28 protein-coding genes are annotated in these 26341 nt (G+C 63.8%); 6 read left to right on the top strand and 22 right to left on the bottom strand.

Annotated elements, in window-relative coordinates:
* Positions 1-9 precede the first annotated feature (9 nt).
* A complete protein-coding gene (locus VSR82_RS11155) occupies positions 10-486 on the top strand; it encodes a Fis family transcriptional regulator (RefSeq protein WP_429457021.1) in 477 nt (158 codons plus the stop codon).
* Between the two features lie 14 nt (positions 487-500).
* On the opposite strand, the gene VSR82_RS11160 is transcribed toward VSR82_RS11155, so the two are convergent.
* From VSR82_RS11160 to coxB, 5 genes are read right to left on the bottom strand one after another with little or no spacing between them, the layout of a single operon-like run.
* Positions 501-1859 (bottom strand): cytochrome c, encoded by a 1359-nt coding sequence (locus VSR82_RS11160; RefSeq protein ID WP_429457019.1) that lies wholly within the window; start codon positions 1857-1859, stop codon positions 501-503.
* Positions 1859-2275 carry a hypothetical protein gene (locus tag VSR82_RS11165; RefSeq protein ID WP_410849835.1) on the bottom strand — a complete coding sequence of 139 codons (417 nt, stop codon included), beginning with the start codon at positions 2273-2275 and terminating at the stop codon, positions 1859-1861. The genes VSR82_RS11160 and VSR82_RS11165 overlap by 1 nt, the downstream gene beginning before the upstream one ends.
* Complete coding sequence (locus VSR82_RS11170) at positions 2272-2913, bottom strand: cytochrome c oxidase subunit 3 (RefSeq protein ID WP_429457017.1); 642 nt, start codon at positions 2911-2913, stop codon at positions 2272-2274. Before VSR82_RS11170 ends, VSR82_RS11165 begins: the two co-directional genes overlap by 4 nt.
* Before the next feature lies 1 nt (position 2914).
* Positions 2915-4912: a cytochrome c oxidase subunit I gene (ctaD, locus tag VSR82_RS11175; protein WP_498857691.1), complete on the bottom strand. Its 1998-nt coding sequence runs from the start codon at positions 4910-4912 to the stop codon at positions 2915-2917.
* Positions 4913-4940: 28 nt separating this feature from the next.
* Positions 4941-5963: a cytochrome c oxidase subunit II gene (gene coxB, locus VSR82_RS11180; RefSeq protein ID WP_429457771.1), complete on the bottom strand. Its 1023-nt coding sequence runs from the start codon at positions 5961-5963 to the stop codon at positions 4941-4943.
* Between the two features lie 322 nt (positions 5964-6285).
* Between coxB and VSR82_RS11185 the strand changes: the two genes are divergently transcribed.
* Positions 6286-6759 (top strand): DUF2778 domain-containing protein, encoded by a 474-nt coding sequence (locus tag VSR82_RS11185; protein WP_498857692.1) that lies wholly within the window; start codon positions 6286-6288, stop codon positions 6757-6759.
* On the top strand, positions 6756-7031 hold the full coding sequence (locus tag VSR82_RS11190; RefSeq protein ID WP_429457011.1) for a hypothetical protein: 276 nt from the start codon (positions 6756-6758) through the stop codon (positions 7029-7031). Before VSR82_RS11185 ends, VSR82_RS11190 begins: the two co-directional genes overlap by 4 nt.
* A 200-nt stretch (positions 7032-7231) precedes the next feature.
* Here VSR82_RS11190 and VSR82_RS11195 read toward each other — a convergent pair whose 3' ends face one another.
* Both VSR82_RS11195 and VSR82_RS11200 read right to left on the bottom strand, forming a co-directional pair.
* Positions 7232-8197 (bottom strand): PDR/VanB family oxidoreductase, encoded by a 966-nt coding sequence (locus tag VSR82_RS11195; RefSeq protein WP_368586592.1) that lies wholly within the window; start codon positions 8195-8197, stop codon positions 7232-7234.
* Positions 8194-9309 (bottom strand): Rieske 2Fe-2S domain-containing protein, encoded by a 1116-nt coding sequence (locus tag VSR82_RS11200; RefSeq protein ID WP_498857693.1) that lies wholly within the window; start codon positions 9307-9309, stop codon positions 8194-8196. The genes VSR82_RS11195 and VSR82_RS11200 overlap by 4 nt, the downstream gene beginning before the upstream one ends.
* A gap of 181 nt (positions 9310-9490) precedes the next feature.
* Here VSR82_RS11200 and VSR82_RS11205 point away from each other — a divergent pair, with 181 nt between their 5' ends.
* A complete protein-coding gene (locus VSR82_RS11205; protein WP_368586590.1) occupies positions 9491-9991 on the top strand; it encodes a MarR family winged helix-turn-helix transcriptional regulator in 501 nt (166 codons plus the stop codon).
* 28 nt (positions 9992-10019) lie between these two features.
* On the opposite strand, the gene VSR82_RS11210 is transcribed toward VSR82_RS11205, so the two are convergent.
* Complete coding sequence (locus VSR82_RS11210; protein WP_429457006.1) at positions 10020-10958, bottom strand: NADP-dependent oxidoreductase; 939 nt, start codon at positions 10956-10958, stop codon at positions 10020-10022.
* 155 nt (positions 10959-11113) lie between these two features.
* On the opposite strand from VSR82_RS11210, the gene VSR82_RS11215 reads away from it, so the two are divergent.
* Together VSR82_RS11215 and VSR82_RS11220 are read left to right on the top strand one after the other, a co-directional pair.
* Positions 11114-11347, top strand: a complete 234-nt coding sequence (locus VSR82_RS11215; RefSeq protein ID WP_176107563.1) for a DUF2795 domain-containing protein — start codon at positions 11114-11116, stop codon at positions 11345-11347.
* Between the two features lie 23 nt (positions 11348-11370).
* The gene (locus VSR82_RS11220) at positions 11371-12282 is read left to right on the top strand and encodes a DUF72 domain-containing protein (protein WP_368586175.1); all 912 of its coding nucleotides are present in this window, start codon (positions 11371-11373) and stop codon (positions 12280-12282) included.
* Here the strand turns inward: VSR82_RS11220 and VSR82_RS11225 are convergent.
* From VSR82_RS11225 to VSR82_RS11290, 14 genes are all read right to left on the bottom strand, one after another.
* The gene (locus tag VSR82_RS11225) at positions 12274-12936 is read right to left on the bottom strand and encodes a UdgX family uracil-DNA binding protein (RefSeq protein WP_498857694.1); all 663 of its coding nucleotides are present in this window, start codon (positions 12934-12936) and stop codon (positions 12274-12276) included. The two genes, VSR82_RS11220 and VSR82_RS11225, sit on opposite strands and share 9 nt — an antisense overlap.
* Before the next feature lie 27 nt (positions 12937-12963).
* Positions 12964-13116 (bottom strand): DUF6496 domain-containing protein, encoded by a 153-nt coding sequence (locus VSR82_RS11230; protein ID WP_176107560.1) that lies wholly within the window; start codon positions 13114-13116, stop codon positions 12964-12966.
* 105 nt (positions 13117-13221) lie between these two features.
* Entirely contained in the window at positions 13222-13893 is a 672-nt protein-coding gene (locus VSR82_RS11235; protein WP_429457002.1) for a hypothetical protein, read from the bottom strand.
* Between the two features lie 8 nt (positions 13894-13901).
* Positions 13902-15308 carry a selenium-binding protein SBP56-related protein gene (locus tag VSR82_RS11240; protein WP_368586168.1) on the bottom strand — a complete coding sequence of 469 codons (1407 nt, stop codon included), beginning with the start codon at positions 15306-15308 and terminating at the stop codon, positions 13902-13904.
* Between the two features lie 217 nt (positions 15309-15525).
* Positions 15526-16404, bottom strand: coding sequence for an ABC transporter permease (locus VSR82_RS11245; RefSeq protein ID WP_368586167.1), 879 nt, complete (start codon positions 16402-16404; stop codon positions 15526-15528).
* Complete coding sequence (locus VSR82_RS11250; protein ID WP_368586166.1) at positions 16401-17231, bottom strand: ABC transporter ATP-binding protein; 831 nt, start codon at positions 17229-17231, stop codon at positions 16401-16403. Before VSR82_RS11250 ends, VSR82_RS11245 begins: the two co-directional genes overlap by 4 nt.
* 85 nt (positions 17232-17316) lie before the next feature.
* On the bottom strand, positions 17317-18360 hold the full coding sequence (locus VSR82_RS11255) for an ABC transporter substrate-binding protein (protein WP_429456999.1): 1044 nt from the start codon (positions 18358-18360) through the stop codon (positions 17317-17319).
* A gap of 55 nt (positions 18361-18415) precedes the next feature.
* Positions 18416-19312, bottom strand: a complete 897-nt coding sequence (locus VSR82_RS11260; protein WP_368586164.1) for a TauD/TfdA dioxygenase family protein — start codon at positions 19310-19312, stop codon at positions 18416-18418.
* 152 nt (positions 19313-19464) lie between these two features.
* Entirely contained in the window at positions 19465-20418 is a 954-nt protein-coding gene (locus tag VSR82_RS11265) for an ABC transporter substrate-binding protein (protein WP_498857695.1), read from the bottom strand.
* A 20-nt stretch (positions 20419-20438) separates the two neighbouring features.
* Positions 20439-22247, bottom strand: a complete 1809-nt coding sequence (locus tag VSR82_RS11270; protein WP_429456994.1) for an amino acid ABC transporter permease/ATP-binding protein — start codon at positions 22245-22247, stop codon at positions 20439-20441.
* A gap of 19 nt (positions 22248-22266) precedes the next feature.
* Positions 22267-23628 (bottom strand): LLM class flavin-dependent oxidoreductase, encoded by a 1362-nt coding sequence (locus VSR82_RS11275; RefSeq protein ID WP_429456992.1) that lies wholly within the window; start codon positions 23626-23628, stop codon positions 22267-22269.
* A 38-nt stretch (positions 23629-23666) separates the two neighbouring features.
* Positions 23667-24668: an LLM class flavin-dependent oxidoreductase gene (locus VSR82_RS11280; RefSeq protein WP_429456990.1), complete on the bottom strand. Its 1002-nt coding sequence runs from the start codon at positions 24666-24668 to the stop codon at positions 23667-23669.
* 43 nt (positions 24669-24711) lie between these two features.
* Positions 24712-25641: an ABC transporter substrate-binding protein gene (locus VSR82_RS11285; RefSeq protein WP_410849819.1), complete on the bottom strand. Its 930-nt coding sequence runs from the start codon at positions 25639-25641 to the stop codon at positions 24712-24714.
* A gap of 40 nt (positions 25642-25681) precedes the next feature.
* Positions 25682-26233 carry a GNAT family N-acetyltransferase gene (locus VSR82_RS11290; RefSeq protein WP_429456987.1) on the bottom strand — a complete coding sequence of 184 codons (552 nt, stop codon included), beginning with the start codon at positions 26231-26233 and terminating at the stop codon, positions 25682-25684.
* Positions 26234-26341: the final 108 nt, after the last annotated feature.

Consider the following 26341-nt stretch of genomic DNA (forward strand, 5'->3'; position numbering starts at 1 on the left):
AGTGAGCATATGACCAGAAAAGCGAGCCGTACTCGCGCCGCACCCGCGAAGTCGCCGCGCACCCGCCCGAAGGCGATGCTGCGCCCGATCGTGCCTGCCAAAGCGGGCGAAATCTCGCTCGACTATCACATGACGCTCGAAGCATTACGCAGCGGCGTCGCGAATCAATATCACGTCGGCAGCATGGCGCAGGCCATTTACATGGCGATGCTGCTGAATCAGCGCGGCTATGGTTCGGCCGTACCCGAGTTGTTTCGCGACGCGGAGGGCGTGATTCTGCGCTGCCGCCAGGCGGGACTCGAAACCGGCATCTGCGTGGTCGATCACGACGCCTTCGCGCTGCTCGGCCAGGTCCTCACGCTCTTCGATGAGCAACTCGCGGTGGCGCCAGTGGGAGAGTTGATCGCGGTCAACGCGAAGCTGAAGACCCTGTTCAGCGCCGCCAATGGCCACGGCGACGTCGACGGCGACGAGAACACCGCATAACGACGCGTTGGCATTTACTTGTGCAATGCGCCGCGCACATTCGACACATCGTTTCGCGTGACCGGTCCGGCCGCGTTTCCCCATGTGGTCCGCACGAACGTGAGCACACGGGCCATTTCGGTGTCCGTCAGCTTGCCGGCGAAAGACGGCATCTTGTGCGGCTCCGGTCCCGACTCGGTATGCGGACTGCCGCCGCCCTCGACCAGCAACCGCACCAGTGACGCGCTCGATGCCGATAGCACCGCGGGGTTGCCCGCGAGGCGCGGATACTTATGCGGCACCCCTGCCCCGTCCATCTGATGACAGCGCGCGCAATACGACGCATAGATGCCCGCGCCGGGTCTTTCCACGTCGCCGGTTTTCAGAGCCTGCACGGTTTGCTGCGCGGCGTTGGAGCGTGCGTTGAAATTGCCGCTCGGCGCGCGCGGCGGCAGGCTCTTCAGATACGCGGCGATCGCCGCGAGATCGTCGTCGTTCAGGTATTGCGTGCTGTCTTCGACGACCTGCACCATGCTGCCGAACGTGATGAGTCCGCCGCCGTGGCCGTGTCGAAGGAAGTCGACGATGTCGGCCGCGGAACTGCGGCCGAGCCCCGAGCCCGGGTCGGCGCTCAGGTTCGGCGCGAACCAGTGGTCGTTGGTACCTCCCGTCAGATAAGCCGATGCAGACTCGTCATAGCCGCGCTCTTCGTAGGCGGGTCCGCGCGGCGTGTGGCAGGCGCCGCAATGGCCAAGCGATTGCACCAGATACGCTCCACGATTCCACTGCGCGTCATGTTTCGCATCGGCCTTGAACTGGCCTTTCGGTGCGAACGCCCAGTCCCAGAACATCAACGCCCAGCGCTGATTGAATGGAAACGGCAAGCGCGTTTGCGGGGCGGGCACCGCGACCGGTTGCACGCCGTGCATGAAGTAGGCGTAGAGCGCGTGCATGTCGTCATCGGTGATCTTCGCGAACGACGGGTACGGCATCGCCGGATAAAGCCGCTTGCCCCCGGGCGCGATGCCCTCGCGCAACGCGCGGGCGAAGTCGTCATAGCTATAACGGCCGATGCCGTATTGCGGGTCCGGCGTGATGTTCGACGTATAGATCGTGCCGAACGGCGATCCCATGCCGAGCCCGCCGGCAAACGGCGGCGTAGCTTCAGGCGCCGCGCCCGGATGCGGGACGCGCGGCGCGGCGGTGTGGCAACCGGCGCAATCGGCGGCTTTGGCGAGATATGCGCCGCGTGCGATCTGCGCGGCGTCGGTGGATGCGTCCGGTGGGTTCGCGGCGGCATCGGCCGCGCCGGCCGCGTTTGCCGCCGTTGCTATCGTCAGCGCGCATGCGGCCACGATGCCGTATCCAACCGTGTCGAGAACGCCGCGCTTCATCACCACCACCTGCACGGCGACACGATCGCGACCGCGACATCCGTAGCGATCAATGCGAATAGAAATAGCATGCTCGTCATCACCGCGACGTGCGTCAGAAACCAGTCGAGTTCGGCGCGCGTGCGGCGCTCGCCGTTCAGCGCGCCGAGTTTCAGCGGCGCGACGCGGCGCAGATTGCGCCATGCGACCCAGGCGCCGAACGCGCCCGCGACCAGGCACACCGTGCCGAGCGCGACGATCGCCGGACGCATCCACGACACGAGCGGCGCGCCGAGCGGATGATTGTGCGGATAGCAGGCCTGCGCGGCGAGCGTCTCCGCCAGCATCATCTGCAACAGCCACGCGAACGGCGCCGCGAGCAGACCGATCAGCACATAGCGCATCGAGATGTGCGAGTCTCGGGGCAGCGTCGTCATGACCACTCCCGGAACAGATACGGCGTCAGATACAGCGTGCTGAAAATGAACAGCCACACGACATCGACGAAGTGCCAATACAGCCCGCCGATCGACAGCGCCGCGCAGCGCTTGTCGTCGAAATAGCCGAGCGCGGTCCAGATCGCGAGCAAGGTCAGCACGACGATTCCGACCAGCACGTGCGCCATGTGAAAGCCGGTAATCGTGAAGTACAGTGAGCCATACTGATGCGAGGTCAGGCCATAAGGGTGGTTGTGCCACTCGCGCAACTGAATGCCCATGAAGATGCAGCCCAGCACGATGCCCGCCGCCATCGACGCGACACCGAGTCGCAACCGCCGCCGGCGCACACAGCGCTCGCAGAACCAGACGAACACGCTGCTCGACAGCAGAATGACCGTATTCGCGCTGCCGAGCCCGAGCTTCGGCAATCCCTCGGGGGGCCAATGCTGCTGGCTTTGCGACGCCAGATACAGATACGAGAAGATCAGATAGCCGAACAGCGCGCCTTCGGTCGCGATCAACGTGACGCAGCCCCACCAGCCGCTCGATCGCTCGCCCGCGCTGCCAACCGGCAATGCTCGCGCGGTCCGGTCCGGTTCGCTCGACGCGCGATTGAAGTTGAGTGCATCGCTCACGTCAGCCTCCCGCATCTTCGACCGCGACCGGCTCGCGCTGGATCAGCGCGCGCTCGGGCCACAGCCACGTGATGATCGACATCGCGCAACCGGCCAGCATCGCGCCCACGAAAACCCAGGCGGTCAACGCGAGCCCCGCGAACAGCAGCGCGGCAAAGACCGCGAGCCAGAACGGCGCGTACGAGTCTTCGGGCATCTTCAGGATCACGTCGGGACTCGCTTCCAGTGCGGTCGTGCCCAACGCTTCGCGACCCTGCGCGAGCAGATAGCCTTCGTCGAGTTGCGAGCGCGCTTGATCCGCCTCGCCCGGCTCTTCGACGCGCCCTTCCCACAATGGATGCCGGCTCGCGAGCGTCGGCACCACCGCGAAGTTGTACGGCGGCGGCGGCGAGCTGACCGACCATTCGAGCGTCGGCGCATCCCACGGATTGTTGCCGGCGGGCTTGCCGCGCTTCAGGCTCACCGCGATATCGATCAGAAACAGCAGCACGCCGGCCGCAAACAGGAACGAACCGAGCGACGTGACGAGGTTCACGGTGTTCCAGCCCATGTCGGCGGGATACGTGTACATGCGGCGCGGCATGCCGAGCAGTCCCGCGATATGCATCGGAAAGAACGCGACGTTGAAGCCGATGAACAGCACCCAGAACGCGAGCTTGCCGAGACGCTCGTTCGTCATCCTGCCGGTGAACTTCGGAAACCAGAAGTAGATGCCGCCAATCACCGGAAACACATTGATGCCGAGCAGCACGTAGTGCAGATGCGCGACGACGAAGTAGGTGTCGGTGAGTTGCCAGTCGAACGGCACCGCCGCGGTCATCACGCCGGAGACACCGCCGATCACGAACAGCAGCACGAAGCCCGCGAAAAACAGGAACGGCACGCGATACACGGGGCGGCCGGTCCAGATCGTCGCGACCCACGCGAACGTCGCGACCGCGCTCGGCACCGCGATCACCATGCTGGCCGAGCCGAAGAACGACAGCGCGAGCGCGGGGATGCCGGTCGCGAACATATGGTGAATCCACACGGCAAAGCCGAGCACCATCGTTGCGACCGTCGCCAACGCGACCGGCCCATAGCCGACCAGCGGCCGGCGGCAAAAGACCGGCAGCGCATCCGACACGATGCCCATCGCCGGCAGCACGACCACATAGACCCATGGGTGCGCGAAAATCCAGAACAGGTGCTGCCATAACAACGGACGCCCGCCATTGAGCACGTCGAAGAAATGCGTGCCGATGCGGCGGTCCATCCACAGCATCAGAAACGCGAGGCTCACCGAAGGCACCGCCAACAGATTGCCGCCCGACGCGGTCAGCGTGCCCCACACGAGCACCGGCACGCGATCGAGCGACATGCCCGGCGCGCGCATCCTCAGCAGCGTGACGACGAAGTTCATCGAGCCGACCGTCGTCGAAATCCCGAGCAGCACCATGCCGAGCGCATACACGTCGATGTTCGGGCCGTTGCTGTATTCCAGCCCGGACAGTGGCACGTAGTTGAACCAGCCTGCGTCGGGGGCCTGACCGGTCGGAAAACTCGCATACAGGAAGATGCCGGCGAACAGGAACACCCAGTACGACAGCGCGTTCAGGCGCGGAAAAGCCATGTCGCGCGCGCCGAGCACGAGCGGCCAGAGGTAGTTCGAGAAGCCGGACAGGACGGGCAGCGCGTACAGAAAGATCATCGTCAGTCCGTGCATCGTGAACAGCTGGTTGTACTGTTCGGGCGTGAGCACCGTTGCATTGGGGCGCGCCAGTTGAACGCGCATGATCAGCGCTTCGACGCCGCCCATCAGCAGGAAGACGAATGCGGTCACCAGGTAGCGCAGACCGATGGTCTTGTGATCGACCGTCGAGAACCAGCCGCGCCAGCCGGGCCGCGACTCCCAGATTTCGCGCAGCCGCTTTTCCTGCTCGCTGCCGGGCTCGACGCGGCCGCGCCGCGGCGTGCGTGTCAGTGCGGGCACTGAAGCGGAAGCGGGATGTTCGGACATTGAGCGGGCTCCTCGAGTGCGATGCGCTTCAATGCAGCGTCGCCAGATACGCCGACAACGCGGCGGCCTCGCTGGTGGTCAGCGCGATACTGGGCATCAATCCATCGGGTTTGATTCGCTGCGCGTGCTCGATCCAGTCGAGCAGATGGTCGGGCGTGTTGCTAAGCGCGCCTGCCGCGATCATCCGGCGCGAACCGAGATGCGTCAGATCGGGCGCCTGCACGCCGGTGGCCTTGGTGCCGCGAATCGTGTGGCAGCCGGCGCAGCGCTCTTCGAATAGATGCCGGCCGGCCGCGACAGCTGCGTCGCCGGTGGGCACGCTGGCCGCGCGTCCCTGCGCGTCGCGCCACGCGTTGAAGGCGGCGGTGTCCTGCGCGATCACTTCGAACGCCATATGCGCGTGCTGCGCGCCGCAGAACTGCGAGCACTGCCCTCGATAAATGCCGGGACGGTCCGCCTGAATCCACTGCTCGTTGGTTTGCCCCGGAATCGTCTGCGTCTTGCCCGCGAGTTGCGGTACCCAGAACGCGTGCACGACGTCCGCGCTTTTGAGCTGGATCTTCACGGGTTCACCGACCGGAATGTGAATCTCGTTCGCGGTACTGAAGTTGCGGGCCGGGTTCGGATCGTCGCTGTAATCGGCTTTCCACCACCAGTCGTAAGCGGTCACGGTGATCGTCAATTGCGGATACGACGCGGGCGACGCCACCGATTCGAGCGTGACCAGTGCATAGGCCAGCATCCCCAACAGCACGACCGACGACACCGCGGTACCGATGAACACCCAGCGGATGCCGCCGGGCTCGGCGCTCAGCGCATCCTCTTGCGTCGCGGGACGCTTGCGGACCATCGCGCCGATCAGCAGACCGGCGACGATCAGCGTGACCAGCGTCACGATCGCGGTGAAAACCCAGCCGAGGTAAAGCGTCGGACGGGCCGCCGGGCCCGCCGCGTGCAGGAAGTAATTCAGCGGTGCCACCGGGTTTGCGTGCGCGGAGCTTGCGGACGCGAGAGCCAGTGCCGCTAACGACGTGACGCTGCCGCGCCTGATGCGCCGTCCTGGCGTTCCGGATGCTTGCGCTGCTGCCACTGGGGACCCCGCTGGTGATGAGCTTTCAACACGCGTCGTCCCCCTGCGAACGAGACGACGCTTAAGCAGGCCAGCAAAAATCAGGCCGCGCGTGCGGCTGACGGGAGCGGGTCAGTAGAAGGGTGGATTCGCTCGGTCAGGCGAGCTGTCGTGTAAGCGGGAGTTGCTGCCGCGAAGAATTTATTTTAATAGTGGCCTTCTCAAAAAAAATCGCCTCTAGAATTCCGCTCTGCATAACTTAGTTATTTATAAGTTCACTGTTATCGGACAATCTGGAGGACAAGTGATTCAATGCACGTTCGAATTGAATGGTAAGCCAATGAGCGAATTTAGGATTGGCGCTCTATCGTTTCCTGCATACTCCGGGCAGGGGAGTTATATCAACAAAGCGGCTGGAATGTGCACGCGGAAGATCGGCGCCATTCCGGTCGGCCGATATTTTATTTTTGACCGAAGATCCGGCGGCATTCTTGGGCCATGGAAAGATCGGCTTAACCTGAATGGCAATAACAAGAGCGAATGGTTCGCGCTCCACGCGATCGACGCTAATATTGACGACGATAAAGTCTTATGCGACGGCATTATTCGTGGCCAGTTCCGATTGCATCCGAAGGGTCGATTGGGGAGGAGCGAGGGCTGCATAACTATCGACCGACTTGCAGACTGGCGTCATATCCGTTCGATATTTACCAACACGCCGAAAGTATCAGTTCCTGGATCGGAACTTAAAGCGTACGGTGAAGTGACGGTGAAATGAAAAAAATCCTGATCTGCCTCGCAGTCGGTTTCGGCTTACTGCTCGCAATCTTTGCCAATGCGCTGTGGTGGATGATGAATCCAGAAGCGCCCCTGAACTTTTCGAATCCGATATGGAAATTGGCGGTTCGTATGTACGGGGTCAAGACGGCATATCAAGAATCCGACCTGGCGTTTCTCATGTCGTCGGCCGGAATCGTGCTAGGTTTTGCCGCAGCAATTCTGCTTGTCTGGCGAAGCAAGAAACGTGGTCAGCGAAAGCTTGACGACTAGCCATCTTACGGTGGAAATAATCGCTGCCTCCGCATCAAAAATTGCGTCCTAAGCCCGCCGACCAGCGGGCTTTGTCGTTCTCCGAAAAAGCGATTGCACACCACCCGGCGTTGAGTGTGCGCACGGTTAGTTCGTCGGACTCCGAGGGGAAAGGGCAATAAGCGGTATGACGGGCGACCCGCCCCGTCGTCCGCAAAAGATCACAGGTCGAGCACCAGCAGCGGCGATTTCGCGCGCGAGCAGCACGGCAGGAACTGATCGTTCGCCGCGCGTTCCTCGTCGGTCAGATAGGAATCCTGGTGATCCGGCTCCCCAGACAGCACCCGCGTCAAACAGGTACCGCACACCCCCATCTCGCACGACGTGATCACTTCGACGCCATGCGCGGCCAGCGCCTGCACGACCGTGCATTCGGGCGGGACGTCGATCGTCGCGCCGCTGCTCGCGATGCGCACCTGGAAGCTGCCGCCCGTCGCCGGCTGATTCGCGGCCGCGCCGAAAAACTCGTAGTGCAACCTGTTTTCCGGCCAGCCCTTGGCGCGCGCGGTCTCGAGCACGAAATCCATGAAGCCGCGCGGGCCGCAGACATACAGATGCGTGCCGGGCGGCGCATCGCTTAGCGTCTGCTCGATATCGAACGTCGAGCCGCCCGGATGATCATCGTGATGAAGCTGGACTGACTTCGCGAAGCCAGCTTGTGCAAGACGCTCGACGAACGCCGTGCGTTCCTTCGAGCGCGTGCAATAGTGCATGTCGAACGAAGCGCCCGTGGCGGCGAGCCGCTCGGCCATGCAAAGAATCGGCGTGACACCGATGCCGCCCGCGAGCAGCAGATGATGTGCCGCATCGTCAGCGAGCGCGAAATGATTGCGCGGCGCGCTGATCTGCAGGCTATCGCCTTCGCGAAGCAAATCGTGCACCGCTTTCGATCCGCCGCGTCCCGCTTCGTCGCGCAGCACCGCGATCAGATAGCGATGCGTTTCGCGCGGATCGTTGCACAACGAGTACTGACGCACGAGCCCGTTGGGCAAATGCACGTCGACGTGCGAGCCGGCGTCGAAAGCGGGCAACGCCTGACCGTTTTCGCTCGCGAGTTCGAAGCTCGCGATACCGGGCGCTTCGTCGCGCCGGCGCACAACCACCACATTCAGCACGGGATGATTCATGTCGCCGTCCGCACCGGAATCACGCGCGTCACTTCGGCCCGGGGCGCGTCAGCCCGAGCCGCGCCAGCCTGCGGCGCGCCCGTCTCCGCGCGCTCCTGCGCGACGAGCCGATCGATCACGCGACGCGACATCACACCGCCCGCATCGATATTGAGTTTCAGCAGATTGCGCTCGGGCCAGCGCAGCAGGTTCTGCTGCTGACGTTCGAGCATCTCCAGATCTTCACTGAAGATCTTGCCCTGTCCTTCGCGGATGCTTGCGGTCAGCGCGGCATCGTCGGGACGGAAATTGCGCGCCATACCCCAGAAATACCAGATCGATGTTTCGGTTTCCGGCGTGATGAAATCCACCACGATCGACGACGCCTTCTTGTCGGCCGGCGCGTGGTAGCCGCCATGTCCGGCATGCGCGACGCCTACCTCGATCAGCACGTGACTCGGCGGCGTGAAGTGGCAGATCTGCCAACGGTCGACGGGCACGTCGTCGGCGAGACCGTTGCCGCGCAACGCCATCTTCCAGAACGGCGGCGCGGCGACGTTTTCCATGAAACGGCTCGTGCGCACGGTATCGCCTTCGGCCACCGTCTTCGGCGCGGCTTCGTCGATTTCCTTTTGCCCGATGCTGTTCGCGTGCACATAGGTCTCGTGCGTCAAATCCATCAGGTTGTCGATCATCAGCCGGTAATCGCAGCGGATGTGATAGAGCCCACCGCCATACGCCCATTCGGAACTCTCGGCCCATTCCAGATGATGCAGCTTGGCGGCATCGGCCTGCGCCGCATCGCCGGGCCACACCCAGACGAAGCCGTAGCGCTCGATCACCGGATAGCTGCGAATCGATGGAAAGCCATTGACGCGTTGGCCCGGCATGCCGGTCGCCTTGCCCTGACAGCCCATTTCGAGGCCGTGATAGCCACACACGAGCGTGCCGTCGCGCACGAAACCGAGCGACAGCGGCGCGCCGCGATGCGGACAGAAGTCTTCGAGCGCCACCACGGCGCCTTCCGCGTTGCGATAGAAAACCATCGGCTCGCCGCAGATCGGCCGGCCGAGCGGCTTATCCGCGACTTCATCGGGCATGCATGCGACGTACCACGCGTTCTTGGGAAACATGTCAGTGTCACTCCTTGTTGTTAGTTCGCGCACTTCATTCAGTTCACTCATTGAGATTCAGTGTACTCAATGAGCCTTTAATGATTAAATGAAGGTTTTCCCCTAGACCAACTTTCAATCAGGTAACACGAAGACCAGTTTGCCATTCGCTCCGGAAAGGCACGAGGCCTTCAGAACTAATATGGTCACTTCAACCGATACCAGCACTTCCGCGATCAGCATCGATCTGTACGACCAGCCCGGCCATCTGATCCGACGCGCGCATCAGATTTCCGTATCCATGTTTCATGATCTGATCGGGCGCGAGGTGACGCCCGTGCAGTATGCGGTGCTCAGAATGCTGCAGGAATTGCCCGGACTCGATCAGGTCACGCTTGCGCAGCGGGTCGGTCTCGACACGTCGACCACCGCAGACATCGCGGTGCGGCTCGAAGCGAAAGGCTGGATCGTGCGCGAAGTTCTGCCGCGCCGCCAGCGTCGTCTGTTGCTGACGCCGGCTGGAGAGCAGTTGCTCGATGAATTGATCCCCGGCGTCAACGCGCTCAATCACGGCCTGCTCGACGGCATGGGCGACGAGGATGCGCGAGAGCTATTGAGGCTATTGAGAAAGTTCGTGCATCTGAACAACGATCAGAGCCGCGCGCCGCTGCGCAGTGCGAGCGACGACGCGACTCCGAACTAGCCCGCTGGCATCCTCCGCGCTCTCCGTGCTACGGCGCGACCTCCACCACGATCTTGCCGCGCACGTGGCCTTTCGCGAGCCGTTCGAGCGCGTTGGCCGTGGCATCGAACGAAAACCGTTCGGCGACCACGACACGCACGCTGCCGTTATTGATCAACGACGCGATCTCGGTCAATTGCCGCCCATCGGGCCGCGCGGTATAACGCGCGGCCCGCGCGCCATGGCTCGACGCCTCGGTCTGCGACGGCTCGTTGAGCGTCGAGATCAGCGCGCCGCCCGTCGCGACGGCTGACCACGAGCGGCGCTGCGTATCGCCGCCGACCAGATCGAACACGAGGTCCATGTCGCGCGCGACGTCTTCGAAACGCTGCGCGTGATAGTCGATCACGCGATCCGCGCCGAGCGAGCGCACGAACTCGATGCCGTCGCCGGACGCCGTCGCGTACACCTCCGCGCCCTTCTGCTTGGCGAACTGCACGGCGAAATGTCCAACGCCGCCCGCGCCCGCGTGAATCAGCACGCGGCAGCCCGCTTCGAGGCAGCCGTGCTCGAACAGGCCCTGCCACGCGGTCAGCGCGGCGAGCGGCACGGCGCCCGCGGTCCCCGCGTCCAGTTTTTCCGGCGCATGCGCTAGCGCACTCGCGGGCACGACGACGAATTCCGCGTACGCGCCCTGCCCCTGGCCAACGAAGCCATACACCTGCTCGCCCGCGCGCCACTGCGCGGCGCCCTCGCCGACCCGTTCGACCACACCGGAAAAATCGCGCCCCAGCGTATAGGGCAGCTGTTCTTCGCGGATCAACGGGTACTGGCCCGAGCGTGTTTTCAGGTCGACCGGATTGACGCCGGCCGCGCGCACGCGCACCAGCACCTGGCCGGCGCCTGGCTCGGGGATCTCGATCGTCTCGGCCTTGAACACCTCTGGACCGCCGAAGCTGTGAATGCGATAAGCGAGCATCGTGCTCATGATGAGCCTTCTCCTTGAAAGGTCGTGTGTCAGCGGCGCTGCGTTTCCGGCTGACCGCAAGCCGCATTCCTCAACGAGCCCGCGAGCCGCGGCACGACATATGCGACAAGTAACGATAGGCGCACAGTCGTGATGTACTCACTCAAGGAGGAACCATGTCACAGCACCCCGCTCATTCGCAGGATCATCGTCACCCCGGCCAGCCGAATCCCGCTGACATCGAAAAAGCACTCAGTGGCGTGAATTACCCGACCACGCGCGAAAAGCTGGTCGCGCAGGCGCGCAAGAATCACGCGAATACCGACATCGTCGATCTGGTCGACCGGCTGCCCGATCACAATTTCGACAGCCCGGCCTCGGTCGCGAAGGAAATCGCGCGTATTCAATGACGCACGCCACACTCGACGCGCGAATGAAGAAGTCCGGCGTTGCGCGTATCGGCATTTCCGGCTGGCGCTATCAAGGTTGGCGCGGCAGCTTTTACCCCGAGGATCTGAAACATGCAGCGGAATTGCAGTACGCGTCGGCGCTGTTCGGTACGATAGAAATCAACGGCACGCACTACAGCCTTCAATCGCTCGATAGCTGGCGGCGCTGGTATGCGCAAACGCCTGACGGCTTCGTGTTCGGCATCAAAGGCGCGCGTTATCTGACTCATATGCTGCGGTTTCGCGATGCGAGCGCGCGCGTCGGCATCGCGAACTTCTTCGCGCAGGGCCTGCTCGCGTTGAACGAAAAGCTCGGTCCGATCCTGTGGCAATTTCCGCCGTCCTTCCGATTCGAGCCCGGCGCAATGGAGCGCTTTCTGCGCGAGTTGCCGCCCGACACCGCGAGCGCATCGGCGCTCGCCAGTCAACACGATAAGCGCGTCAAGACACCCTACGTCGACATCGATCGCAAGCGGGTGTTGCGTCACGCGGTCGAAGTGCGCCACGCGAGCTTCGTCGATCCGGCGTTCGTGACCTTGCTGCGGCAATACGGCGTCGCGCTCGTCGTTTCCGATTCCACCGAACCGTGGCCCGTCGCCGAAGATCTGACGGCGGACTTCGTCTACATCCGCCTGCACGGCAGCGAAGCCAAATACTCGGGTTCATATGGGGACGAAGCTTTGCAACGATGGGCCGAGCGAATCGATGCATGGCGCGGCGGCTCACAACCGGCCGACGCGCGATTGATCGCGCCGCAACTCGCGCCGCGCCGCCGGGCCGCGCGAGACGTCTACTGCTACTTCGACAATGACGTCAAAGCGCGGGCGCCGTTCGACGCGCAACGATTGATGAAAGACCTCGGAATCCAGGCGACGCAAGCGCCAGCATTACCCTGATCGCTTGCCGCCGTGCGCCAGCTTCTGCGCGGTGCGCAGCGCCGCGACGATGCGCTCGTACACCTCGCGGCGGGTTTCAGGGTCCGGCGCGCGCAGCGCATACGACGGATGGTACGTCGCGACCACACGCTGCTCGCCGCGTTCGAGCGTGTTGTCGAACGCATCCTGCAAACGCGCGTGCGGATCGTCGACAACCGCTTTCAGCGCGGTCGCCCCAAGTGCGACGACCACGCGCACATCCGGCATGTCGAGTTCCTGTTCGAGCCAGTAGCTGCACGCTTCGACTTCGCGCTGAGCGGGCGTTTTGTGCAAGCGGCGCTTGCCGCGCGCAATCCACTTGAAATGCTTGACCGCGTTCGTCACGTATACGTCGTTACGCTTGACGCCGGCTTCTTCGAGCGCTCTATCGAGCAACGCGCCGGCCGGCCCGACGAAGGGCTTGCCCTGCAGATCTTCCATGTCACCGGGCTGCTCGCCGACCAGCACGATCGACGCATGCCGCTGCCCTTCGCCGGGCACGGCCTGAGTCGCATTGCGCCAGAGCGCGCAACGGCGGCAATCGCCGAGCTTCGCCGGATGCTGATCGGGTTCGACATCCGCTGGCTCCGATTGCGCGTCGCCATGCGCGCGCTTTTTCTGCGGTTTGTCGGTCATGGGTACGACCGCGCGTGCCGAAGCAGCTTATTTCTCGCTCTTCTTCGGAATCTTCGCGCCCGACTTGCGCGCCTGATTCAATGCGATCGCGACAGCCTGCTTGTGCGGCTTGCCATGCTTCGTCTCGGTCTTGATGTTGTGCGACACGGTCTCTTTCGATGTACCTTTCTTCAGCGGCATGATCTTCTCCGGGTGTAGATGACGAAAGGAAAAATCAGGACCCGCACGCAATGGCGTTCCTGCACCGAAACTGCGCAGCATACGCTGTGCCCGCGTTCGTCGAAATCACCCGGAAACCCCCGATGCCGACGCATTCAACGCCAGCGACACACCCCCTACCAGAATCAGACTCGACGCCCACACCGCATCGAGATTGAACCAGCTGCGCGACACGAACCTGAGCCCGAGGTAGCGATAAACGAGCCACGCGAGCACACCGCCGGCCATCGTCATGGTCGCTGCATGCACCGCGGAGACCGACAGCGCCATGCGCAAACTCGTTTCGATCAGCGCCTGGGCGGCTTTGTGCGCGCTGTCCATGGCGTCGGCGCGGCACAGACCGAGATAGATCGGCACCAGCATCAAGCCGGCCCCGTGCGCGATCGCCACCGCGAACGACCATAGCGCGAGCCGCGACGGCGGAATTCTCGCCAGCACGCGCGGATGGCGGCGGCGCATCAGCAACACCAGACCGAAGCCGATCACCAGCACGCTCGCGCCGATCTGCATCTGACGCTGCCACGCAAGCAAGCTCGCAAGCATCGCGAATGGCAGCATCATCAGCAGTATCGCGAGCGCGTGCCCGGCCGCGAGATAGAGAAGCGCGACGACCAGCGCTTGCGAGCGCCGCTGCATCAGCGCGTTCGACACCGCGAGCGGCCACCCCATTGCCGGATTGACCCCGTGATACACGCCGCTCGCGACGACGGCGAGCCACAGTGCCGCTTGCGGCGACACCGCGCCGCTCAAACGCCCACCGACGGATAGCAGAAAGAATCGGTCGAGCAGTCGCCGCCTTCGAGTCGGATCTGGTGCGCCCGATAGCCGGCGGGAAATTCGACGAAGTAATCTTCGGCGAGTTTGAGACCGCCATTCGGATCGGCATGCGCCATCACTTGCACGCCGGGCACACCATCCGGATAGAACTGGTCGTCCCACGTCGAATAGAGCGAGTTGGTCCAGTAGACGCGCTTGCCATCGCGACTGATCTCGACCATCTGCGGGCCACCGGCGAATGTCTTGCCGTTCGGATGCGGCGTGCAACGTTCGATTCCGCCGATGCGCACGGAGCCCGTCAATTTCGGCTTGCGCGGTTCGGTCACGTCGTACTGGCGCATCTCGCCGGTGCCCCAGCACGAGACGTAGAGGAATTTATCGTCGATCGAAAGATCGATGTCGGTGACGAGCGGCGGCACCGCGCCGAAACCTTGCAGCAACGGCGGCAATTCGTCGGCGTGCGCGGGCTCCGGCGGAATGGTCGCGGTCTTTTCGATGTGGAAGTGGCCGCCTTCGCGCCACCAGGTCCAGATCGACCCCTCCAGATTCGTGGTATCGACCACGACGCCGATAAATCCGTACTCGCGGCTCGGATCGTGCGCGGGCCGCACTTCCAGCGCCATCTGATGGTTCGCGCCGAGATCGAGCGTCTGCACGTTGCGCCTTGCACGCAGATCCCAGAAGTGCACGCGGTGGCCGTATTTGTTCGAAAGCAGGTCTTCAGGCACGATGCCGTTTTCGAATTGCGGCGGCAACGCCCATTCGGTCGACACCATGTAATCGCGCGGCAGATTCCACCAGAAGTCGTAATGCTTCTCTTGTGCGCCGCGCTCGATTTCCCAGCGTCCCAGCACCTCGAACGTTTGGCAATCCATGATGAAGATTCCGGGCGGCCCGTCGGTGCCGTCCTTGCCGCCACCGCCGAGCGTGCTCACATAGATGCCCTCCGGTCCGCAATGCACGGTGTGCGGACGCGAATAACCGGTCTTGCGGAAGATTTCCTCCGGCTCGATGATCTTGTGAATCTTCGCCTGGGTCGGATGCGGTTTCGTATCGACGATATAGATGCGCGACGAGCGCATGCCCGGAATGATCAGATAGCGTCGCTCGAGAAACGCGTGGCCCGTCAATGGCGACAGCGCGGACGAACACGCGTTCCAGCCGAAGTGATGGAATTCGTCGCCCTTGTTCGGCACCGGCACCGTGTGGACCACCTGGCTATAGGTCGGCGAACCGGGCTTCACGTCGATCACGGCGAGCGCGTCGGGCTGCGAGGAATCCGGACTTAGCAGCACCGTGTACGCGTATTCTTCCGCCGGCGCATCCATCGCGAGTTTCGGCGATGCATGAAAAGTAGGATCGGGGCGCATTCCCATGACGGCACTCTCCCTGTCGTTCTGAACGGTTCTGAACGGAAGCCCGGCCCGCCAAAAATCGAGCCAGCGCGTAGCCTTACATTTGTAGTTCACGACAGCGACGGACGCAACCGGATATTTGCACCCGAACGCAGGATGCGATCCGACGGCCAAGCGCACCGCATGGCAAGGGCTCGCGCCGACGCCGCGAAGCGCGAATTGGGGCCGATGCAACCCGTTACTGCTGCACGCCCCAGCGCCGCACGGTCACGCGTTCGAGCGTATCGAACACGAGATGCTCGACCAGCAGGCCGATCACGATCACGGCCGCGAGCCCCGCGAACACGCGATCCGTATACAGCTCATTGCGATTCTGGAAGATGTACCAGCCCAGCCCGCCGCTGCCCGAACTCGCGCCGAACACGAGCTCCGCGGCGATCAGCGTGCGCCATGCAAACGCCCAGCCCACGCGCAGGCCGGCCAGGATCGACGGCAGCGCCGCCGGCACGAGGATCAACAGCACGTGACGCAGGCCCGTCAGACCGTAATTGCGCCCGGTCATCTTCAGCGTCGCGGGCACCGACTGAAAGCCCGAATAGGTATTGAGCGCGAGCGGCCACAGCACCGCATGCACGAGCACGAACAACAGGCTGCCGGTGCCGAGCCCGAACCACAGCAACGCGAGCGGCAGCAACGCGATGGACGGCAGCGGGTTGAACATCGCGGTCAGCATCGACAGCAGATCGCGGCCCACGCGCGTCGATACCGCGAGCGATGTCAGCACGAACGCAAACGCGGCGCCGAGCAGATAGCCGCGCAGCAGCACGGACATTGATACCGCCGTCTTCGTGAGCAGTTCGCCGGACCACACGCCTTGCACGAATGCGGTCAAGGTAGCGCCGAAGGTCGGCAGCAGCAGATCGTTGTTGATCACGCGCGCGGCGATTTCCCACGCGGCGATCAGTACGAGCGCGATCAGCGTCTTACGCAGCCAGCCGTGCGCGAAGATCCGCCTGGCCGCGGGCAACGGCGCTTCGATCGCGAGGTCGCCGGGCGCTTCGAGCGGACGTTCGTATTCGTCGCGCACGGGCGGCAGCAACGTGACAGGTGTACTCATTGCACGGTCTCCGTCTGTTCGAACAGCAGGTGATGAATCCGCGCGACGCTGCGCTGAAAATCGGCGCGGCCGAAGCTGTCCTGCGAATATTGATGGCTGTTCAGTTCCGCGCGCACGCGGCCCGGATGCGGCGACAGCAGCAGAATCCGGTTGCCGACCACTAGCGCCTCTTCGATCGAATGCGTGACGAACAGCAGCGTGAAGTTCACCTCTTCCCATAGCCGCAGCAGTTCTTCCTGCATCTTGCGGCGCGTCAGCGCGTCGAGCGCGGCGAACGGTTCGTCCATCAGCAGCACCCGCGGCTGCATCGCGAGCGCACGCGCGATCGCGACGCGCTGTTTCATGCCGCCCGACAACGTGTGCGGATATGCGTGCGCGAACGCGGCGAGCCCGACCTTATCGAGGTAATGCAGCGCGCGTTCATGAGCTTCGGCCTTCGACAGCTTCTTCGCGACGCGCAGCGGAAACGCGACGTTCTGCACGACCGTCTTCCACGGCGGCAACTGGTCGAACTCCTGAAACACGACGATGCGATCGGCGCCCGGTCCGCGCACGCGCTGACCGTCGAGCGAAATGCTGCCCGCGCTCGGCTCGATGAAACCGGCGACCGCCTTCAGCAGTGTCGACTTGCCGCAACCGGACGGCCCGAGCAGCACGAAGCGGTCGCCGCCGTAGACGTCGAAGCTGACGTCGTGCGTCGCGCGCACGATCCGCTCGCGCGTGCGGTACTCGAGGTTCACGTTCTCGACCGCGAGCAGTTTGCCGCTGGTTGCCGCGGCGTTCCGTGCGGCGTCATCGGGAAAGAGAAGCGTGGGATTGGCCACCATCAAAGCGCTCCCTGCGAGTAAACCGGATCAACCGGCGAATATTGCCGCGTACCGCGCAGCGCCACGACAACGCGCGACGTCATGCTCAGCTCCCCGCCGCCGTCGCCGGATCGTCGAAGAAATAGTCCTTCCACGACGACGGCTCGTTCCTGATCGCGCCGATGCGATACATGAACTGCGCGAGCCCCAAGGTGTTCTGCGGCACGATCTTGAACTGCACCTGCGGGTTCGTGATGACTTTCACGAGCAGGTCGCGATCGATCTTCGACTGATTGGTGCGGATATAGATATCGGCCGCGCCCTGCGGATTCGCATTGATGTACTTCGCCGCATCGGCGAGCGCATCGACGAACGCGCGATAGGTCTTCGGGTTGTCGTGGCGGAATTTTTCGGTGGCATAGAGGACCGTCGCCGAGCTCGGGCCGCCGAGTACATCGTACGAATTGAGCACGATATGCGCCTTCGGATTGCCGGCCAGTTCCTGCTCCTGGAACGGCGGATTGCCGAAATGCCCGGTGATTTCAGTGCCGCCCGCGATGATCGCCGCGGCCGCGTCCGGATGCGGCAACGCCTGCGTGTACTTGTCGAGCCGGTTGTATTCCTTGTCGCCCCAGCGCTTCGCCGCAGCGTATTGCAGCACGCGGGATTGCACCGACACGGTGACCGCCGGCAGCGCGATGCGGTCCTTCTGCGTGAAGTCCGCGATCGTCTTCACGTCGGGATTATTGCTGACCAGGTAGTACGGCAGATTGCCGAGCGACGCGACGCCCTTCACGTTCTGCTTGCCGTGCGTGCGATCCCAGATCGTCAGCAGCGGGCCGACGCCCGCGCCGGCGATATCGACCGCGCCCGACAGCAACGCGTCGTTGACCGCGGCGCCGCCCGACAGCTTGACCCAATCGACCTTGATGTCGAGACCCTGCTTGCGCCCTTCGCTCTCGATGAAATGCTGATCGCGCGCCACGTTCAGCAGCAGATACACGATGCCGAACTGCTCGGCCACGCGAATCTCGCCCTCGGCATGCGCGGGAGCGCTGACGACGGCGCCCATCGACAGACTCAGCAGTACAGCCGTCAAACGGCGGACAAACGACGGCCGTGCGGCGGTCGGGTGAAATCGGCTCAGCATTGAAACTCCAGTCGGCGTGCGGTGTGATGGGTGTCGTTGTGATGGAAAGCGTCGCTCAGCGGGGCACGTCGCCCTCGATCGTCGTGCGATACAGCTTGCGGCGCAGATGGTCGGGCGTGCCGGCGGCGAGATGCATCAACGAGCGGTTGTCCCAGAACACCATGTCGTGCTCGGCCCATCGATGCCGGTACAGATGCTCGGGCCGCACGCTGTGCGCGAACAGCTCGTCGAGCAACGCGCGGCTCTCGTCTTCCGGCACACCGATCACGCGCGTCGTGAAGTGCTCGCTGACGAACAGCGCCTTGCGCCCCGTCTCCGGATGCGTGCGCACGATCGGATGCACGACCGGCTTCACCTGCGCGATCTGCTCGGCCGACAGATTCGGCCGCCACGGGCTGCGCTTCTGCAGCTCCGCGTATTTGGCCAGGTAGGTGTGCTCCGCGCTGCGCCCTTGCACTGCGCTGCGCAGATGCGCGGGCAAGGTATCCCACGCCAGATGCATGTTCGCGAACAGCGTATCGCCGCCTTCGGCCGGCAACTCCTGCGCGTGCAGCAACGAGCCGAGGCTCGGCTTTTCCTTGTACGACAGGTCGGAGTGCCAGTAGTGGCCGGCGTCGCCGAGACCGATCGGCTTGCCGTTCTCGATCACGTTCGATACGACCAGCACCTCGGGATAGCCTGCCAGGCCAAACTGATGCAGCACGTGAATCTGCAGCGGGCCAAAGCGGCGGCTGAACGCGATCTGCTGCTCCGGCGTGATGCGCTGGTCGCGAAACACGAGAACGTGGTGGGCCAGATGCGCACGGTGGATGCGCGCGAAATCGTCGTCGGCGAGCGGCTGGCCGAGGTCGAGGCCGAGCACTTCGGCGCCGAGCGGCGCATCGAACGGGCGAATCTCGAAGGATTGCGCCGGGGCAGCGGGAGCGGTAAAAGCAGCGGCGGTGGTCGTCACAGGCGTCTCTTCGTCGAAACTATTCAGCGGGCGCCTAACGGCGCGGTCAGTGCGACGAATGTACCGGCCCGCGCGCGCGATGCCAACGAAGCAAATCCGATACGGTTATCTGCTGGAGTGATAAACCCGATGCTGCAATGACTTTCGACGCCTCAGAACTTCGGCAGACCCGGTGGATTGCTTTCGGAGCGCGCCAACGCTTCCGACTCGATGCCCCAGTGCGCGAGCGAGCGCTGATAGGCGCCATTCGCGATCAGTCCGTTCGTCGCGACCGTCAGCGCATCCATCAAGCCGCTGCCCTTGCGCGTGGCGATCGCCACGTCCGCGCGCGCCGGCCAGCCGGCGTTCAGGGTACCCACCTCGCGGATCGCGCCGGTCGTGGCCGCATCGTAGGCAAGCGGCGCGTTCGGGTTGAATACGACGTCGGCGCGGCCCGATAGCAACGCGATGCGGCTCGCGGCGTCATCGTCGAAGTACTGGAACTCGACCGGCTTCAAGCCCTTCGCGACGTTCTGCCGGTTCCATTCGAGGATGATCTTTTCCTGGTTCGTGCCCGAGGTCGTAATCAGCCGGAGACCCGCAATATCCTGCGGCTGCGCGATCTTCCTGATCGGACTCGCGGTTTTCACGTAGAAGCCGTGCAGTCCTTGCCGATAGGTCGTGAAATCGAACTTCTCCTTGCGCTGCTCGGTCACGCCGACGTTCGAGATCACCGCGTCGTACTTGCCCGAGGTGAGGCCGAGCGGCCAGTCGGCCCATGCGATCGGCACGAGGTTCAGCTTCAATCCGAGCGAATCGGCGATCAGTTGCGCGTAGTCGGCATCGGAACCGACGACGGTACGCGCATCGGTCGCATAGGTCGCGGTCGGCGGCAGGTGCGGCGAAATCGCGACCGTGAAGTTGCCGTCGTTCGCAAAGCGGTAGTGATTGCCGATAGCCGCGATCGCTGCGGGATTCTTCGGCACGCGAATGCGTCCCGGCTGCTCAGGGCTCAGGTCCACGGTGCCGTGCGGCGCCTGCGCCGCGAGTGCTACGTTGAGCGCATTGCGCACCAGCAGCGCGCCGAGCGCCGTACCGGTGAGAATGAATTGACGTCGATTGGTCATTGATAGGGATCAGTCTGCATTCACAGGACGCGCGACAGAAACTCGCGCGTGCGCGCATGGCGCGGTTCGTTCAATACTTGCGCGGGCGGGCCCGACTCGATCACGCGTCCGCGATCCATGAACACGATCGTGTCCGCCACTTCGCGCGCAAAGCCGATCTCGTGCGTGACGATCACCATCGTCGTGCCGGAACGCGCGAGCGCCTTGATCACGTCGAGCACTTCGTTGACGAGTTCGGGATCGAGCGCCGAGGTCGGCTCGTCGAACAGCAGCACCTTCGGTTTCAGCGCCAGCGCGCGCGCAATCGCCACGCGCTGCTGCTGCCCGCCCGACAACTGACGCGGCCACGCATGCGCCTTCGCTTCGAGACCGACACGCGCGAGCAGACTGAGCGCAAGACTCTCTGCTTCCGCGCGCGACAGACGTCCCAACGCGACCGGCGCCTCGATGATGTTCTCCAGCACGGTCAGATGCGGGAACAGATTGAAGCTCTGAAACACCATGCCGACCTCGACGCGGCGTCGCAGGATCTCTGTCTCTTTCAGCTCGTACAGCGTATCGCCGTCGCGTCGATAGCCGATCAGCTCGCCGTCGATATCGATCAGGCCTCGGTCCACGCGCTCCAGATGATTGATCGTGCGCAGCAGCGTCGATTTGCCGGAGCCCGATTGACCGAGAATCACGGTGACGCTGCCGGGACGCAGCGTCAGCGACACGTTGTCGAGCACCTTCAGCGTGCCAAAGCTCTTCGATACCTGCTGGATCGTGATGCGCGCGCCGTCGCGTTGATCGGCCCAGCGTTGATCCAGGGAAGCGCCTACACGTGCATTGTCTTTTGCTTCCCCAGGCGGCTCGACGTGCGCATCGTCGCCGCCACGCAGAATGCCCGCGCTTTTCAGCAACGCGCCGAAGGGGAAAGCGGACCGCACCGCGCTACGTTTTACGCCGCGTGAGAAATGCCGCTCCACATAAACCTGTATCGCCGACAACACGGTCAGAATGATCAGATACCAGACCGTCGCGACCATCAGCAGCGGAATCACTTCCAGATTGCGTCGATAGATGATCTGCACCGTGTAGAACAACTCCGGCATCGCGAGCACATAGACCATCGACGAGCCCTTAGCGAGCGCGATCAGATCGTTGAACGCGGTGGGCACGATCGCGCGCATCGCCTGCGGCAGCACGATGCGCCGGGCCTGGCGCTCGCGCGGCAAGCCGAGCGCGGCGGCCGCTTCGAGCTGACCGTGGTCGACCGACTGAATGCCGCCGCGAATCACTTCCGCCGAAAACGCCGCGTGATTGAGCGTCAGGCCGAGCACCGCGGCGAGAAACGGGCTGATCAGCTCGGTGGTCGGCACATCGAAAACGACGAGGCTCGTGAACGGCACGCCGAGGTGAACGGTCTCGTACAGATAGCCGAGATTGTTCAGGATCAACAGCAGCACGATCAGCGGGATCGAGCGGAACAGCCACACGAACGCCCACGCGCAGCCCGCGAGCAGCGGCGAACGCGACACGCGCGCGAGCGCGATCGGAATGCCGAGCGCGAAGCCGAACGCCGCGCCGAGCGCGGTCAACAGTAGCGTGCGGCCGAGGCCGGACAATACCGGCTCGGACAGAAACCATTCAGCGAAAACATTCCAGCCCCAGCGCGGATTGCCCAAGACCGATTCGAGCACGATGCCGATCAGCGCCACGGCCGCCACGGTGCCGGCGAGCCGCGCGCGGTTCTTCGCGGGCACGATGCGATAGTCGGCGCGCTCACGCAACGTCTCGGCGTGCGAGGCGGCGAGTTGCGGATTCGCGAGTTCAGCGGTGTCGTTCATCGTCGTCTGCTCCGCGGTCTCAGGCCAGGGCAGCCGCGTTGGCCGTGTCGGCCGGGTCTGCCAACCTTGCTAACGCCTCGTAGCGGCTCGCCTTGCGCGGCAAGCCGAGATGATCGCGCAGCGTCGAGCCCGTCAACGTGCGCTCATAGCGCCCGCGTCGTTCGAGTTCGGGGACCACGTAGCGCACGAAATCGTCGAGACCCTGCGCCTGCACCGCGAAACCGAGGATGAAACCGTCGGCCGCGCCGGCGTCGAGCCAGCGGATCAGCTCGTCCGCGATCTGCGCGGGTGTGCCGAGAAAATGCGTGCGCGGCGTCGCGACTTCGAGCGCGACCTCGCGCAACGTGGAGCCCTTCCTGCGCGCTTCCGCCTTGATGCGGTCGGTGGTCGAACGGAAACTGTTGCGGCCGATCTCCCCTAGCTCGGGGAACGGTTCGTCGAGCGGATACTGCGTGAAGTCGTGGTGATCGAAATAGCGGCCGAGGTACGCGAGCGCTTCGTCGATCGTCAATAGCTCGCGAATCGCGCGGTATTTCGCTTCCGCTTCCTCGGGTGTCGCGCCGACGATCGGGCTGATGCCGGGGAAAATCTTCACGTCCTCGCGGCTTCTGCCATGTTCGACCGCGCTGTCTTTCACACGCTGCGCGAACGCGCGCGTTTCCTCGATCGACACCGAATGCGTGAACACCGCGTCCGCGTATTTGCCGGCGAGCGCGATGCCCGCATCCGATGAACCCGCCTGGAAAATCACCGGCTGACCCTGCGCCGAGCGCTGAATATTGAGCGGCCCGGCCACCTGGAAGAACTTGCCCTCGTGATCGAGCGTGTGCAGTTTGTCGCGCTCGAAAAATACCCCGCGCTCGCGGTCGCGCACGAACGCGTCGTCGTCCCAGCTATCCCACAGGCCTTGTGCGACGCTCAGGTATTCGTCGGCGATCTCGTAGCGCAGCGCATGCTCGGGATGCGAGCCGCCGTAGTTCTTCGCCGTGCCTTCGAGCGGCGTCGTGACGACGTTCCAGCCCGCGCGCCCGGCGCTGATCAGATCGAGCGAGGCGAACTGGCGCGCGACCGTGAACGGATCGCTGTACGACGTCGATACGGTGCCCGCGAGCCCGATCTTCGATGTGACCGTCGCGAGCGCCGACAGGATCGAGATCGGTTCGAAGCGGTTCAGAAAGTGCGGAATCGATTTCTCGTTGATGTACAGACCATCGGCGACGAACGCGAACGCGATGCCGTGTGCCTCGGCCTTGCGCACCGTATCGACGAAGAACTTCAGGTTCACGCTCGCATCGGCGGGCCCGGCCGGATGCTTCCACGAATTCATATGGCTGCCGGCGCCCTGCAGCATGATGCCGAAATTGAGTTTGCGATGGCTCATCGGATAGTCCGCCAATCGTTGAGTGTTCGTTGGAGAGATCACGCGTAGGCCGGCTCGATCGTGCTGCCGAGCAGTTCAACCGAGCGCAGGCGCGCAGGGTAATGTTGCAACGGCGAATCGATGACGAATTCGTCGATGCCGTAGCGGCGGCTCAATGCGTCGAGCTGGTCCCGTACATCGTCGGCCGTGCCCTTGACGACGTGCGGATGGCGCTCTTCGATCGTGTAGCCGCTCGCGCCCGCCTGGCGTGCGTATTCTTCGGCGGCATCAGCCGTCGCCAGATTCAGGCTTTGGCCGCTGGCCAGTTGCAGCCTGTAGATGCGCACCGGCCCGGTGAGCCGCTCGGCTTCGTCGCGCGTCGCCGCGGCGACCGCGTACAGCGCGAGCAGCGGCGCGCGGCCGCTCGCATCGCGGTACGTCTGCACGGTGCGCTCGATGTTCGCCTCATCGCCATTGAAGTGTCCGGCGTAGCAGAACTGCCAGCCCTGCCGGGCCGCGAGCGCCGCGCTATCCGGGCTGCCACCGAGCAGAATGCGCTCAGGCAGCGTCGGCGGAGCCGGAAACGCGAGCGCGCCCGCGAGCGGATGGTCCGGTTCGACGCCCGCGCCGAGAAACGCATCGAGTTGCGCGAGCTGCGTGTTGAAGCCGGGCTTGTTCTTCCTGTCGTGCAGCCATTGCAGCGCGCGGGTGGTCTGCGGCAGTCCGCCGGGCGCCTTACCGATGCCGAGATCGACGCGCCCGGGCGCGAGCGCCGCAAGCAGCCTGAAGGTCTCCGCGACCTTGAACGGGCTGTAGTGCTGCAACATCACACCGCCCGAGCCGACGCGAATCCGCGACGTATGCGCGAGCACATGCGCGACGACGATCTCCGGCGCCGAACTCGCGAGGTTGGGCGCGCCGTGATGCTCGGCGATCCAGAAGCGCTTGAAGCCGAGCGCTTCGGCGCGCTTCGCGAGCGACACCGTGAAGCGCAACGCTTCGGCCGCGCTCGCACCCGCGGCAATCGGACTCTTATCCAGCAGCGATAGCGAAAAGGTCATGGGATGGCAGATCGACGAAGAAAGATAAAAAGCGCTGACGCACTCAGGATTTCGGCAATCCCGGCGGATTGGTCGCGGCCTTGTCGATCGCTTCGGAGCCGAGGTTCCAGCGCTCGAGCACCGCGCGATACTGGCCTTTGCCGATCAGATCGTTCAGCGCGATCGTTACCGGCGCGGCGAGACCGCTGCCGCGGCGCGTCGTCACCGCGACTTCGGCGGTACGCGGCCAACCACCGCTGACGGTGCCCACCTGGCGCGTCTTGCCATGGGTGGCCGAGTCGTACAGCAGCGCCGCGTTGACGCTGAAGATCGCGTCCGCACGCCCCGATTGCAGCGCCACCGATTTGACCGCATCGTCGTCGTAGTACTGCACCTGGATCGGCTTCAATCCATGCGCGACGTTCTGCTTGTCCCATTCGAGCAGGATCTTTTCCTGGTTCGTGCCGGCATCGGTAATCACGCGCAGTCCCGCGACATCCTTGGGTTCGCGAATCGATTTGATCGGGCTGTCGGTCTTCACGAAGAAGCCGACCTCGTCGCGCCGGTAGGTCGAGAAGTCGAACTTCGCCTTGCGCTCCTCGGTCACCGTCACGTTCGAGATCACCGCGTCGACCTTGCCGGAAGCGAGCGCGAGCGGCCAGTCCGGCCACGCGAGGATCACGACATTGAGCTTGCGGCCGAGGCTGTCCGCGACGAGTTGCGCGAGATCGGGATCGAAGCCGACCACGGTCTTCGCATCGGTGGCATAGGTGCTGATCGGCGGATGCGCGACGACGATGCCGACGGTCAGTTCGTCTTTCGCGACGAACGGGAAGTTCGCCGGCACCGCCTTCGTCGCGGCTGCATCCTGTTCGGCGCGAACGCGGCCGTGCTGGTCGGGACTGAGATCGAAACCGGTCGCGGCAAACGCGTTGCCGCTGACATAGAACATGGCCGCCAATACGAGCGACGACAACTGTAGACCTGTCTTCATGTGATATCCGTCGAAGTGTGAGGAGATAGGAGTGCAGCGTTTAGCGGACTGCCAGATCGGCGTCTTTCGCGCGCAGGTCGTCGAGCGTGTCGATGCGTTGCGGCGCGAGCAGGTTCTTGCCGAAGCGAAGATGCACGTGCACTTCGTGAGGTAACGCGGTATCGAACAACTTCGTATAGCCGGTGCGTTCGTAAAGCGCCCATGCTTCCGGCTGCTTGAAACCGGTAGTCAGATAGATGCGCGAGTAGCCCTGCGCGAGCGCGCGCGCTTCCAGTTCCTGCACGACCTGTCGCGCGAGTCCCTGGCGGCGCAGATCGTCGCGCGTCCAGATGCGTTTGAGTTCCGCGGTACGCGCGTCGTAGCGCTTGAACGCGCCGCCGCCGATCGTCTCGCCGTCGCGAATCAGCAGAATGAATGCGCCGTGCGGCGGTGCGAACAGGTCGGCCGGATAGCGCGCCATCTCCTGCGCGGCGGCCGCGCCGCCGTCCTTTCGATAATCTTCGTAGCGGGTCGCGTATTCGTGCAGCAGCGCGTCGAGCAGCGGTTGCGCACGGGGATCGAGTGGCGTGGTATCAACGACGAGAGTGCTCATGAACGATCGACGCGAGGTCGTCGGATAGTCAGGAGCTCATACGATAGCGTGCAGCCGCGTGGCCGCTAACCAAGCAATTTCTCTATCTTTATCTGGTCTCGCGATTGG

Origin of the sequence: Burkholderia sp. JPY481 (assembly GCF_038900515.1) — a bacterium.
GTDB classification, from domain to species: Bacteria; Pseudomonadota; Gammaproteobacteria; order Burkholderiales; family Burkholderiaceae; genus Paraburkholderia; species Paraburkholderia youngii.